This is a genomic window from Pseudomonas sp. YQ_5 (genome assembly GCF_043103305.1).
In the GTDB taxonomy this organism is placed as follows: Bacteria; Pseudomonadota; Gammaproteobacteria; order Pseudomonadales; family Pseudomonadaceae; genus Aquipseudomonas; species Aquipseudomonas putida_Y.
Map to the genome: position 1 here is coordinate 80,018 of NZ_JBICJS010000093.1, position 11,987 is coordinate 92,004.

Genomic DNA, 11,987 nt, shown 5'->3' on the forward strand with positions numbered 1-11,987 from the left:
CCGCCCACGCGGCGCATCGCGAGCTGCGCTCGCTCCTACGTTTGTTTCGGGCCAATTATTCCTGTGGGATTTGCGCGCGAACGCCTGGGTGCATGGCTCGATATCGCGCAGTACAAACAAGGCGGTCGCGCGCGTCTGCAACAGGGATACCGGCCCGAAACAAACGTGGGAGCGAGCGCAGCTCGCGATGCGCCGCGCGGGCGGCGCTCGATCTCACAAACGCCCCCCTTCAAGGCATACCTTACTTGGCCTGGTAGATGATCCCCGGACTGCACTGCACCATCTGATAATGGTCAGGCAGCCCGTTCAGGGCTTCGGAAGCCCCGAGGAACAGATACCCACCCGGCTTCAAGGTACTGTGAATACGCAAGAGAATGTCCTTCTTCACCTGCGCCGAGAAATAGATCAGCACATTGCGGCAGAACACGATGTCGAACTTGCCCAGACTGGCATAACTGTCGAGCAGGTTGAACGAGCGGAACTCGACACGGCTGCGAATCGCTGGCTTGACCGCCCAGCGCCCAGACCCCTTGGGGTCGAAGTAGCGCTGCAGGCGCTCCTGGGACAAGCCGCGGGCAATCGCCAGGCTGTCGTATTCGCCGGTCTTGCAGTTGGTCAGCATGGTGCCGGAGAGATCGGTGGCGACGATCTGCGCCCCCATCTTCAACTGGCCAAGGTTGCTGCGCTCGAACTCGTCGATTGCCATCGAGATGGAATACGGCTCCTGCCCCGACGAACAGGCCGCCGACCACATACGCAGGCGCTGGCCGGGGTTGTTGCGGATGAATTCGGGGATCACCTTGTTCTTCAGCACTTCGAACGGATAGGTGTCGCGAAACCAAAGGGTCTCGTTGGTGGTCATGGCATCGACCACCTGCTCGCGCAAGCCGCCGCGCGGCTGGGCCTGAATGCGCTGCACCAGCTCACCCAGGCTCTTGATGCCCTGTTGTTCCATCAGCTTGTTGAGACGGCTGGAAACCAGATACTGCTTATTCTCGCCCAGCAGGATGCCACAGGCTTTCTCCAGGAAGACCCGGAACTGTTCGAAATCCAAATTACCCGTAGACACTACTGCCGCCTCTTTTCAATCACTGGTGCCAGGGGGCATGCCCCCGGCTGCTTCAATGCGCTGCCTTGATCCGGTCGACCACCCGTTGGGCCAGGTCGTCCGGCTTGAACTTGGCCAGGAAGTCATCGGCACCGACCTTCTTGACCATTGCCTGGTTGAACACCCCGGAAAGCGAAGTATGCAGGCAGATGTGCAACTTTTGCATGCGCGGATCGCTGCGAATCTCCGCGGTTAGCGTATAGCCATCCATTTCCGGCATTTCAATGTCCGAGATCATCATCAGGAACTCTTCTTCCGGCTTTTTGCCCTCATCCACCAGCTGACGCAGGTAGTTCAGAGCCTGACGGCCATCATTGAGCGCCACCACCTCGACCCCTACGGTCTGCAGGCAACGGCTGACTTGCTTGCGCGCCACCGACGAGTCGTCGACGGTCAGCACCCGCATCAACACCGCCTTGCCCTGCACCTCGGCATCGATCACACCGGCCGATACCGACTCGGACGACGGCGACACTTCGGCCAGCACCTTCTCCACGTCGATGATCTCGACCATGCGTTTGTCCACCCGGGTGACCGCGGTCAGGTAGTGATCACGGCCAGTACCCTTGGGTGGCGGATGGATCTCTTCCCAGTTCATGTTGACGATGCGCTCCACCGAATGCACCAGGAAACCTTGGGTCTTGGTGTTGTACTCGGTGATGATCACGAAGCTGTTGCGCGTGTCTTCCTGCAGCGGCCGCAACCCGGTGGCCATCGACAAGTCGAGGATCGGGATGGTCGCCCCGCGAATATTGGCAACGCCACGCACCACAGGGTGCGCCTTGGGCAGCAAGGTCAGCGCAGGGCATTGCAGTACTTCCCTGACCTTGAACACATTGATGCCGTAAAGCTGTTCGCCATTGAGGCGGAACAGCAGCAATTCCAGGCGATTCTGCCCCACCAGCTGCGTGCGCTGGTTGACCGAATCCATAACACCCGCCATGCCAGACTCCTTAACGTTTCAGCCTTTCGTTGCCACTCAGGTAGCGAGTCGGCACGGGCTTTGCTTTTTTGAGTGTCATGCACACGAAAACGACATTTTCCCGACGATTGACACGCCTGCTGACTGGCCCGCTGGCCACGCTGTGCCTGCTGATGCCCGGCGTTCGCACGGTAGCGGACGCGTTCACCTTGCCTGAACAGCTTATCGGTGTCACCCAAGGGTTTCTTGAATTCACCGTTGAAGATTACCTGTCCACCACCCAGACTGCCGGGCGCTATGAAATCCAGGTCAACCCGCTGGACCCACGCCTGCGCATGCCGTTGTGCAGCCAGCAGCTGGACGCCTCACTGGAAAGCCCGGCCAAGCCACTGGGCAGGGTGACGGTAAGGATACGCTGCAACGGCGCAGCACCGTGGACGGTATTTGTGCCGGCCACCGTACGACTTTTCCGCGACGTGGTGGTGGTAACCCGACCGCTCAAGCGCGACAACACGGTCGGCGAAGGTGACGTGGCCCTGCGCGAACGCGACGTCGGCACCCTGGGCCAGGGCTTTCTGACCGAGCTGGACCAGGCGGTGGGCATGAAGATGCTGCGCCCCACGGTGATCGACCAGGTGCTCACACCGCAACACCTGGAACAGGCCGAGGTGGTGCGCAAGGGTGATCATGTGGTGATCATTGCCCGTAGTGGTGGCCTGAGCGTGCGCATGCCGGGCGAAGCCCTGAGCAAGGGCGGCCTGAGCGAGCAGATCCGGGTACGCAACCTCAACTCCAAACGCGTGGTCAAGGCCAGGGTGACCGGCCCCGGCCAGGTCGAGGTCAGTATGTAGGCCAGCCACCAGATTACGCTGGCAGTGAGGAACCGCTTTTCCTAAACTGTGTCAGAACACGGGTTCGCGGGCTTGCCGACAGGCGGCAACGCATTTGTGCCTAAAGTTTATATCGGGTTGGCCGAAAACAAGGCAAGCGTCCAAATACCCAGAGGTTTCTGATCATGGTCATCGACTTCAGTCGCATGAATAACTCTCCGTCCGTCACGGGCGGCGTGCGCAGCAACACCGCGTCCGGCAGCGCCGAAAAACCGGCAGCTCGCCAGGAAGCGGCAAGCGCCACCAGCGCCAGCGGAGAAGCGGTACACCTCAGCCAGGAGGCCCAGCAGTTGCAGAAGGTCAGCGACAAGCTGCGCGACGAGCCAGTGGTCAACAGCGCCCGCGTGGCCCAGTTGAAACAGGCGATCGCCGACGGCAGCTACCAGGTCGATGCCGGCCGGGTCGCCAGCAAACTGCTTGATTTTGAAGCCCAGCGCTGACCGTACGGCGCGCTGACTTCACGGACGCCAGAAAAGCCAAGAGTTAGCCATGCACGACACCACCTTGCTGCAACTGATCGAAGATGACATTGCCCCGATGCAGGAACTGCTCGACCTTCTGAAAAAGGAGTCTGTAGCCCTGCATGGCCGCGATATGGCACCGCTGGAAGATATTCTGGCTCGCAAGCAGTCTTTGATCGTGTTGCTGGAGCAGCAAGGCCTGCGGCGCAACAACCTGCTTACCAGCCTTGGCCTGAGCGCAGATCGCGCCGGAGTGGAGGCTGTGGCGGCACAATCGCCCAACGGTGAATTGATCCTGCAACAACTCAACGTGATCAGCCAATTGATGCAAGCCTGCCAACAGCTTAACGAGACCAATGGCCGGATCATCCAGGTGCAGCAACACGTCACCAACAACCAGATCCGCATCCTTCAGGGCGGCGATTCGCCTTCGCTCTATGACAGCCGTGGCAGCACCTCGCCCCTGGCCAAGCCACGCGCGCTCAGCCAAGTGTGATTTTTCTATCAAGGCACAGAACATAGTGGCAAAATGCCGTTACTTGCGTGTGTCGCTTTTGCCTGGAGAACGATAAGCTGTGTTCAATGAATCCGATGCTCCGCAACCACCCAAGGTGTTGAGCACCCCCTTGGAGATTGCGGCCAACTTGCGGCAGCTGCAGGAAAGCCACGACCCCCTGATCATCACCTTCCATGAGCGCAGCCAGCGCTTCCAGAGCTATGTGGTGCGCGTGGACCGCGAAAGCAATACTCTGGCACTGGACGAGATGATCCCCCGTGACGGCGAGAAATTCATCGAGAACGGCGAGCACTTCCGCGTCGAAGGCTTCCACGATGGTGTGCGCATCGCCTGGGAGTGCGATCACGAGCTGAAAATCAGCGAGGTCGACGGCCACCGCTGCTACAGCGGCGCCCTGCCGCAAGAGATGACCTACCACCAGCGCCGCAACGCCTTCCGCGCCGCGCTGAAGCTATCGCAGCTGGTCGACATCATCCTCGACGGCGCCCACCTCAAAGGCAACGGTGCCCTGCGAGGCAAGCTGCTGGATATCTCGGCCACCGGCTGCAAACTGCGCTTCGAAGGCAATGTCGAAGACCGCTTGCAACTGGGCCAGGTGTATGAGCGTTTCAAGGCGGGCAACCCGCTGGGCCTGGTGGATACCATGGTCGAGCTGCGTCATCTGCACTATGAAGAGCGCATCAACACCACTTTTGCCGGCGTGCGCTTCCACAACCTGAGCGGGCAGGCTCAACGCAAGATCGAGAGTTTTGTGTACCAGCTGCAGCGTGAGGCGCGGCGGTTCGACAAGGACGATTATTGATCGTCAGTCGGTAAAACAGAAAACGCCACCTGCTGAGGTGGCGTTTTCATTTGTGTTTCCGCTGGGCTGGCCTCTTCGCGGGTAAACCCGCTCCTACACCGACTTGCTGGCTTCTTCCGGTTCAGGCGCCTGTTGCTGCGCGCCCTTCTCTTCATCCTCGGTGTCTTCAGCCGCCACAGGCGCCTGCATCACGTCCTGCACGGTCTGCTCATCCACCCGCGGGTCCAGCGCCGCCGACAACGGCGAACCGGCCGCCGGCATCGCCACGTGGCCCAGCGGTGCGTCCTGTACCTGATGCAGGCCGGTAACCGCTTTCGGCCGAATGCGCCAGACCAGCACCAGGGCAAAGAATACGAAGAAGGCATACAGCATCTGCGCGCCCAATACCTTCATCAAAACCCCTGCCGCCAGCGGGCCGACACATGCACCCACACCGTAGGTCACCAACAGCATCGCCGTCAGCGATACCCGGCGCTCGCTTTCCACGTGGTCATTGGAAAAGGCAACCGCCAGCGGGTACAGGCAGAACTGCAGCAACGAGATCAGGAAGCCGATACCGAACAGCAACTCCAGCGGCACACTGGGCAGTATCGCCAATGGCGCAGCAGCCAGTGCCAGCCCCACCGCCACGCTACGAATCAGCACAGCCCGGTCATAACGGTCAGACAACCAGCCCAGCGGCCACTGCACCAGCAGGCCGGCAAAAATGCAGCTACCCATGAACAGACCGATCTGCTCGGTACTCATCCCCTGGCTTGAAGCATATAAAGGCGCCAGACCGTAGAACGAGCCGACAATCAGCCCCGAGCCCAAAACCGTACTGAGCGACTGCGGCACGCGTTTGATGAAGAATTTCGGCTCCATCGGTGCCGGGCGCAAAGGCGCCGGGTGAATACGCCGGGTCATCGCCACGGGCACCAGGCACAGGGCAAAGCACATCGCCACCAGCATCAGCAGCTCAGGGCCGAGCTGCGGGTGCACAACCAGTATCAACTGGCCAAGCACCAGCCCCAGGTACGAAGCAATCATGTAACCGCTGAACACCGCGCCCCGGTGCTTCACATCGGCCTGCTCATTGAGCCAACTCTCGATGACCATGTATTGGCACATCATCCCCAGGCCGACGATCATGCGCAGCCCGACCCAGGCCGGCAGCCAGCTGGTCAGGCCATGACCGAGCACCGCGGCGCCGACGATACCGGCACAGGTGGCATAGGCGCGTATGTGCCCTACCCGCCCGATCAGCCGGTGGCCAACCTTGCCGCCAACCGCCAGGCCAAAGTAGTTGGCCGCCATCAACGCACCCACCCACAGGCTGTCGACATGGTCGGCCGCCAGGCGCAGGGCCAGGTAGGTGCTGAGCAGGCCCGAGCCGATCAACATCATCAGCGCGGCGAAATACAACGACTGAAACGGCTTCCATACATTTCGCATACGTCCCGTGGAGCTCCCTGGTCAGGTGGCAGTTTTGGGTGCTAGCAGCATAAAGGCAAAAACCGCCTGGCGCAGGCCCCCCGACAGCTATTTGGCTGTGCGGGGGCGTGCCCGGTGCAGGTTGTGTCGCGCTCAGGCCTGTGCCGCCAGCACCCGGCGCTCCCACGGCGTGATCTCGTCGAAGAAATCGCTCAGTTCAAGGGTCTTGCTGGCGATGTAGCCTTCGATGAACTCGCTGCCGAACAGTTCCCGCGCCAGCGTGCTGCGCTTGAGTCTTTCAAGGGCCGCGTGCAGCGTGCACGGCAAGCTCAGGTGCTCGGGTACCTCGAATTCGCCCTGGATGGCCGGAGATGGCTGCAAGCGCTGCTCGATGCCGTGCAGGCCGGCGGCCAGGCTGGCGGCAATGGCCAGGTAAGGGTTGGCATCGGCGCCAGGCAGGCGGTTTTCCACCCGTCGCGCTACCGGCGCACTGGCCGGAATGCGCAGGCCAGCGGCGCGATTGTCCTCGGACCAGCACGCATTGTTCGGCGAGGCATAGGGGTGGCACAGCCGCTGGTAGGAGTTGACGTTGGGCGCGAACAGGGCGGTGAAGTCGGCCATGCACGCCTGCAACCCGCCGATGAAGTGGTGGAAGGTGTCTGTCGGCAGGCCTTGGTCGTCACTGAACACGTTACGCCCGCTGCTGGCCTCGACCAGGCTCTGGTGAATATGCATGGAGCTGCCGGGCGTACGCGCCAGCGGCTTGGCCATGCAGACCACCGTCAGCCCGTGTTTGAGCGCCACCTCCTTGAGCAGGTGCTTGAACAGGAAGGTCTGGTCGGCCAACAGCAGCGGGTCGCCGTGCAGCAGATTGATCTCGAACTGGCTGACACCCATTTCGTGCATGAAAGTGTCTCGTGGCAGGCCGAGCGCGGCCATACAGTGATACACCTCCTTGAAGAACGGACGCAGGCCGTTGTTGGAGCTGACACTGAACGCCGAATGGCCCTGCTCGCGGCGGCCATCGCTGCCTACCGGCGGCAGGAACGGTTGGTGCGGGTCAGTGTTGGGGGCAAAGACGAAGAACTCCAGTTCGGTTGCCACTACCGGCGCCAGGCCCAGTGCCGCATAGCGGGCTATCACGGCTTTCAGCTGGCCCCGGGTGGACAGTGCCGAGGGCCGGCCATCCAGCTCATTGGCATCGCAGATGGCCAAGGCGCGGCCGTCATTGCTCCAGGGCAGGCGGTGCACCTGACCGGGTTCGGCCACCAGTGCCAGGTCGCCGTCGTCACTGCCGTAGAACTTCGCCGGTGGGTAGCCGCCCATGATGCACTGCAGCAGCACCCCCCGGGCCATTTGCAGACGACGGCCTTCGAGGAAGCCTTCGGCGGTCATCACCTTGCCGCGCGGGACGCCGTTGAGGTCGGGGGTGACGCATTCGATTTCATCGATGCCCTGGAGCTGAGCAGTGCTCATGACGCTTGTCCTTGTTGTTGTAGGCTGACAACAACATAGGCTGCGGGTGTTTAAAATATCAAGCAGCCTATTGGGTGGCTGTGCCGGCCTCTTCGCGGGTGAACCCGCTCCTACAGGTGGATGCGATCCTTGTGCCGGCATCGCCCCCCTACTCCCGCAAAGTCATGCCATTGGCCGGCAACGGCAACGCCGTCTTGTAGCGCACCTGCTTCAGGGCAAAGCTTGAACGAATATTGGCTACCCCTGGCAAGCGCGTCAGGTAATCGAGAAACCGCTCCAGCGCCTGGATGCTGGGCAATAGCACCCGCAACAGGTAATCCGGGTCACCCGTCATCAGGTAACACTCCATCACCTCGGGCCTTTCGGCAATTTCTTCCTCGAAGCGGTGCAACGACTGCTCCACCTGTTTTTCCAGGCTGACATGGATGAACACGTTCACATCCAGCCCCAGCACCTCCGGCGACAGCAAGGTCACCTGCTGGCGGATCACCCCCAGCTCTTCCATGGCCCGCACCCGGTTGAAGCAAGGCGTGGGCGACAGGTTCACCGAGCGTGCCAGCTCGGCATTGGTGATGCGGGCGTTCTCTTGCAGGCTGTTGAGAATGCCGATATCGGTACGATCGAGTTTGCGCATGAGACAAAATCACCGGTTTTTTGTGTTTATGCGGAATGTTTATCTGCCCCGCTCGGCAAAGGCAATCAACTTGAGAGAAAAATTCTCCTGCCGGGCCACTAAGATGTAGGTGACGCTGACTTACCAGTCACAAGCCGGTACTCAGCGGCGGCCGCTTCAGAGCTCACAAAAACAAATACCCGAGCGAGCGTAAAAAGCATGAACGAGTACGCCCCCCTGCGTTTGCATGTGCCCGAGCCCACCGGCCGGCCAGGCTGCCAGACCGATTTTTCCTACCTGCGCCTCACCGATGCAGGTCAGGCCCGTAAACCCGCTATCGATGTCGATGCTGCCGACACTGCCGACCTGTCCTGCAGCCTGGTCCGCGTGCTCGACGAGCAAGGCAACGCGCAAGGCCCCTGGGCCGAGGACATCGACCCGCAGATCCTTCGCCAAGGCATGCGCGCCATGCTCAAGACGCGGATCTTCGACAGCCGCATGGTGGTTGCCCAGCGCCAGAAGAAGATGTCCTTCTACATGCAAAGCCTGGGCGAAGAAGCCATCGGCAGCGGCCAGGCGCTGGCGCTGAACCGCACTGACATGTGCTTCCCGACCTACCGCCAGCAAAGCATCCTGATGGCCCGCGACGTATCGCTGGTCGAGATGATCTGCCAACTGCTGTCCAACGAGCGCGACCCACTCAAAGGCCGCCAGTTGCCGATCATGTACTCGGTGCGCGAAGCCGGCTTCTTCACCATCAGCGGCAACCTGGCGACCCAGTTCGTGCAGGCGGTCGGCTGGGCCATGGCATCGGCGATCAAAGGCGATACCAAGATCGCCTCGGCGTGGATCGGTGACGGCGCTACTGCCGAGTCGGACTTCCACACCGCCCTCACCTTTGCCCACGTATACCGCGCCCCTGTCATCCTCAACGTGGTCAACAACCAGTGGGCCATTTCCACCTTCCAGGCCATCGCCGGTGGCGAGTCGACCACCTTTGCCGGCCGTGGCGTGGGTTGCGGTATTGCTTCGCTGCGGGTTGACGGCAACGACTTCGTCGCCGTATACGCCGCCTCGCGCTGGGCTGCCGAACGCGCCCGACGCGGCCTGGGCCCAAGCCTGATCGAGTGGGTCACCTACCGTGCCGGCCCGCACTCGACGTCGGACGACCCCTCCAAGTACCGCCCTGCCGATGACTGGAGCCACTTCCCGCTGGGTGACCCGATCGCCCGCCTGAAGCAGCACCTGATCAAGATCGGCCACTGGTCCGAGGAAGAACACCAGGCCGTCACGGCCGAGCTCGAAGCTGCGGTGATTGCTGCGCAGAAAGAAGCCGAGCAATACGGCACCCTGGCCAACGGGCATATCCCGAGCGCCGCCTCGATGTTCGAGGATGTGTACAAGGAGATGCCCGAACACCTGCGCCGTCAACGCCAGGAACTGGGGGTTTGAGATGAACGACCACAACAACAGCATAAACCCGGAAACCGCCATGGCCACCACTACCATGACCATGATCCAGGCCCTGCGCTCGGCCATGGATGTCATGCTTGAGCGCGACGACAATGTAGTGGTGTACGGCCAGGACGTCGGCTACTTCGGCGGCGTGTTCCGCTGCACCGAAGGCCTGCAGAACAAGTACGGCAAATCGCGCGTGTTCGATGCGCCCATCTCCGAGAGCGGCATCGTCGGTACCGCCGTGGGCATGGGCGCCTATGGCCTGCGCCCGGTGGTGGAAATCCAGTTCGCCGACTACTTCTACCCAGCCTCCGACCAGATCGTATCCGAACTGGCCCGCCTGCGTTACCGTTCGGCCGGCGAATTCATCGCCCCGCTGACCCTGCGCATGCCTTGCGGCGGCGGTATCTATGGCGGCCAGACTCACAGCCAGAGCCCGGAAGCGATGTTCACCCAGGTATGCGGTCTGCGCACCGTCATGCCGTCCAACCCATATGACGCCAAAGGCCTGTTGATTGCCTCGATCGAATGCGACGACCCGGTAATCTTCCTGGAGCCCAAACGCCTGTACAACGGCCCGTTCGATGGCCACCACGACCGCCCTGTAACACCGTGGGCGAAGCACCCGCACAGCGCCGTGCCCGACGGCTATTACACAGTTCCGCTGGACAAGGCCGCCATTACCCGCCCTGGCAATGACGTGACTGTGCTGACCTACGGCACCACGGTGTACGTAGCCCAGGTGGCCGCCGAAGAAAGCGGCGTCGATGCCGAAGTGATTGACCTGCGCAGCCTATGGCCGCTGGACCTGGACACCATCGTCGAGTCGGTGAAAAAGACCGGCCGTTGCGTGGTGGTGCACGAGGCCACCCGCACCTGCGGCTTCGGTGCCGAACTGGTGGCGCTGGTGCAGGAGCACTGCTTCCACCACCTGGAGGCGCCGATCGAGCGCGTCACCGGCTGGGACACCCCCTACCCTCACGCACAGGAATGGGCTTACTTCCCCGGCCCTTCGCGGGTAGGTGCGGCACTGAAAAAGGTCATGGAGGTCTGAATGGGCACGCACGTCATCAAGATGCCGGACATTGGCGAAGGCATCGCGCAGGTCGAGTTGGTGGAATGGTTCGTCAAGGTCGGCGATATCATCGCCGAGGACCAGGTGGTGGCCGACGTCATGACCGACAAGGCCACCGTCGAAATCCCTTCGCCGGTCAGCGGTACAGTGCTGGCCTTGGGTGGACAGCCCGGTGAAGTGATGGCGGTCGGTAGCGAACTGATCCGCATCGAAGTGGAAGGCAGCGGCAACCATGTGGATGTGCCTCAGCCAAAGCCGGTAGAGGCCCAGGCGGCCCCGATTGCAGCCAAGCCGGAACCGCAGAAAGACGTAAAACCCGCCGCGCACCAGGCGCCCGCCAATCACGAAGCTGCGGCCATTGTGCCGCGCCAGCCGGGCGACAAGCCACTGGCCTCGCCGGCCGTGCGCAAACGCGCCCTGGATGCCGGTATCGAACTGCGTTATGTGCATGGCAGCGGCCCGGCCGGGCGTATTCTGCACGAAGACCTCGACGCCTTCATGAGCAAGCCGCAAAGCAATGCCGGCCAGGCACCGAACGGCTATGCCAAGCGCACTGACAGCGAACAGGTGCCTGTGATCGGCCTGCGTCGCAAGATCGCCCAGCGCATGCAGGACGCCAAGCGCCGCGTCGCACACTTCAGCTACGTGGAAGAAATTGACGTCACCGCCCTGGAAGCCCTGCGCCAGCAGCTCAACAGCAAGCACGGCGACAGCCGCGGCAAGCTGACCTTGCTGCCATTCCTGGTGCGCGCCTTGGTCGTGGCGCTGCGTGACTTCCCGCAGATCAACGCAACCTACGACGACGAAGCGCAGATCATCACCCGCCATGGCGCGGTGCATGTGGGCATTGCCACCCAAGGTGACAACGGCCTGATGGTACCGGTGCTGCGCCACGCCGAAGCGGGCAGCCTGTGGGCCAATGCCGGCGAGATTTCGCGCCTGGCCAACGCCGCACGTAACAACAAGGCCAGCCGCGAAGAGCTGTCCGGCTCGACCATCACCCTGACTAGCCTCGGCGCCTTGGGTGGCATTGTCAGCACGCCGGTGGTCAACACCCCGGAAGTGGCAATCGTCGGGGTCAACCGCATGGTCGAACGGCCAGTGGTGATCGACGGCCAGATCGTCGTGCGCAAGATGATGAACCTGTCCAGTTCGTTCGACCACCGCGTGGTCGATGGCATGGACGCCGCCCTGTTCATCCAGGCCGTACGCGGCCTGCTCGAACAGCCCGCCTGCCTGTTCGTGGAGTGAG

General features: G+C 62.0%; 12 protein-coding genes. 7 read left to right on the forward strand and 5 right to left on the reverse strand.

Translation table 11 applies throughout. From position 1 onward, the window contains the following. Positions 1 to 241: 241 nt before the first annotated feature. Together cheR and ACF8EA_RS20545 are read right to left on the reverse strand one after the other, a co-directional pair. A complete protein-coding gene (gene cheR / locus ACF8EA_RS20540; protein WP_392523094.1) occupies positions 242 to 1,069 on the reverse strand; it encodes a protein-glutamate O-methyltransferase CheR in 828 nt (275 codons plus the stop codon). 52 nt (positions 1,070 to 1,121) lie between these two features. Further along, positions 1,122 to 2,051: a chemotaxis protein CheV gene (locus ACF8EA_RS20545; RefSeq protein ID WP_392523095.1), complete on the reverse strand. Its 930-nt coding sequence runs from the start codon at positions 2,049 to 2,051 to the stop codon at positions 1,122 to 1,124. Between the two features lie 77 nt (positions 2,052 to 2,128). On the opposite strand from ACF8EA_RS20545, the gene flgA reads away from it, so the two are divergent. The 4 genes from flgA (at position 2,129) to ACF8EA_RS20565 (ending at position 4,700) form a co-directional block, all read left to right on the forward strand. Beyond that, positions 2,129 to 2,881 (forward strand): flagellar basal body P-ring formation chaperone FlgA, encoded by a 753-nt coding sequence (gene flgA / locus ACF8EA_RS20550; RefSeq protein WP_028696945.1) that lies wholly within the window; start codon positions 2,129 to 2,131, stop codon positions 2,879 to 2,881. A 164-nt stretch (positions 2,882 to 3,045) separates the two neighbouring features. Continuing rightward, positions 3,046 to 3,360, forward strand: a complete 315-nt coding sequence (gene flgM, locus ACF8EA_RS20555; RefSeq protein WP_021785148.1) for a flagellar biosynthesis anti-sigma factor FlgM — start codon at positions 3,046 to 3,048, stop codon at positions 3,358 to 3,360. Between the two features lie 49 nt (positions 3,361 to 3,409). Then, positions 3,410 to 3,877: a flagella synthesis protein FlgN gene (locus ACF8EA_RS20560; RefSeq protein WP_021785147.1), complete on the forward strand. Its 468-nt coding sequence runs from the start codon at positions 3,410 to 3,412 to the stop codon at positions 3,875 to 3,877. 79 nt (positions 3,878 to 3,956) lie between these two features. Continuing rightward, positions 3,957 to 4,700 carry a flagellar brake protein gene (locus ACF8EA_RS20565; RefSeq protein ID WP_021785146.1) on the forward strand — a complete coding sequence of 248 codons (744 nt, stop codon included), beginning with the start codon at positions 3,957 to 3,959 and terminating at the stop codon, positions 4,698 to 4,700. Positions 4,701 to 4,793: 93 nt separating this feature from the next. Here ACF8EA_RS20565 and ACF8EA_RS20570 read toward each other — a convergent pair whose 3' ends face one another. The 3 genes from ACF8EA_RS20570 to bkdR all read right to left on the reverse strand — a co-directional run bounded on the left by ACF8EA_RS20570 (position 4,794) and on the right by bkdR (position 8,223). Then, the gene (locus tag ACF8EA_RS20570) at positions 4,794 to 6,134 is read right to left on the reverse strand and encodes an MFS transporter (RefSeq protein WP_028696946.1); all 1,341 of its coding nucleotides are present in this window, start codon (positions 6,132 to 6,134) and stop codon (positions 4,794 to 4,796) included. A 132-nt stretch (positions 6,135 to 6,266) separates the two neighbouring features. Next, complete coding sequence (locus ACF8EA_RS20575) at positions 6,267 to 7,508, reverse strand: glutamine synthetase family protein (protein WP_392523102.1); 1,242 nt, start codon at positions 7,506 to 7,508, stop codon at positions 6,267 to 6,269. 229 nt (positions 7,509 to 7,737) lie between these two features. Continuing rightward, on the reverse strand, positions 7,738 to 8,223 hold the full coding sequence (bkdR, locus tag ACF8EA_RS20580; protein ID WP_003254485.1) for a Bkd operon transcriptional regulator BkdR: 486 nt from the start codon (positions 8,221 to 8,223) through the stop codon (positions 7,738 to 7,740). 198 nt (positions 8,224 to 8,421) lie between these two features. Between bkdR and ACF8EA_RS20585 the strand changes: the two genes are divergently transcribed. The 3 genes from ACF8EA_RS20585 to ACF8EA_RS20595 are packed head-to-tail and all read left to right on the forward strand — an operon-like array spanning position 8,422 to position 11,986. Further along, the gene (locus ACF8EA_RS20585) at positions 8,422 to 9,654 is read left to right on the forward strand and encodes a 3-methyl-2-oxobutanoate dehydrogenase (2-methylpropanoyl-transferring) subunit alpha (RefSeq protein WP_021785143.1); all 1,233 of its coding nucleotides are present in this window, start codon (positions 8,422 to 8,424) and stop codon (positions 9,652 to 9,654) included. Position 9,655: 1 nt separating this feature from the next. After that, a complete protein-coding gene (locus ACF8EA_RS20590) occupies positions 9,656 to 10,714 on the forward strand; it encodes an alpha-ketoacid dehydrogenase subunit beta (RefSeq protein ID WP_103469910.1) in 1,059 nt (352 codons plus the stop codon). Further along, positions 10,715 to 11,986 carry a dihydrolipoamide acetyltransferase family protein gene (locus tag ACF8EA_RS20595; RefSeq protein ID WP_021785142.1) on the forward strand — a complete coding sequence of 424 codons (1,272 nt, stop codon included), beginning with the start codon at positions 10,715 to 10,717 and terminating at the stop codon, positions 11,984 to 11,986. It begins immediately after the preceding gene. Position 11,987: the final 1 nt, after the last annotated feature.

Excerpts from the sequence above, each read along its gene's own strand:
- ACF8EA_RS20545 (WP_392523095.1), bottom strand. The coding sequence starts at position 2,051 with ATGGCGGGTGTTATGGATTCGGTCAACCAGCGCACGCAGCTGGTGGGG.
- flgA (WP_028696945.1), top strand. The coding sequence starts at position 2,129 with ATGCACACGAAAACGACATTTTCCCGACGATTGACACGCCTGCTGACT.
- flgM (WP_021785148.1), top strand. The coding sequence starts at position 3,046 with ATGGTCATCGACTTCAGTCGCATGAATAACTCTCCGTCCGTCACGGGC.
- ACF8EA_RS20560 (WP_021785147.1), top strand. The coding sequence starts at position 3,410 with ATGCACGACACCACCTTGCTGCAACTGATCGAAGATGACATTGCCCCG.
- ACF8EA_RS20570 (WP_028696946.1), bottom strand. The coding sequence starts at position 6,134 with ATGCGAAATGTATGGAAGCCGTTTCAGTCGTTGTATTTCGCCGCGCTG.
- ACF8EA_RS20575 (WP_392523102.1), bottom strand. The coding sequence starts at position 7,508 with ATGACCGCCGAAGGCTTCCTCGAAGGCCGTCGTCTGCAAATGGCCCGG.
- bkdR (WP_003254485.1), bottom strand. The coding sequence starts at position 8,223 with ATGCGCAAACTCGATCGTACCGATATCGGCATTCTCAACAGCCTGCAA.
- ACF8EA_RS20585 (WP_021785143.1), top strand. The coding sequence starts at position 8,422 with ATGAACGAGTACGCCCCCCTGCGTTTGCATGTGCCCGAGCCCACCGGC.
- ACF8EA_RS20590 (WP_103469910.1), top strand. The coding sequence starts at position 9,656 with ATGAACGACCACAACAACAGCATAAACCCGGAAACCGCCATGGCCACC.
- ACF8EA_RS20595 (WP_021785142.1), top strand. The coding sequence starts at position 10,715 with ATGGGCACGCACGTCATCAAGATGCCGGACATTGGCGAAGGCATCGCG.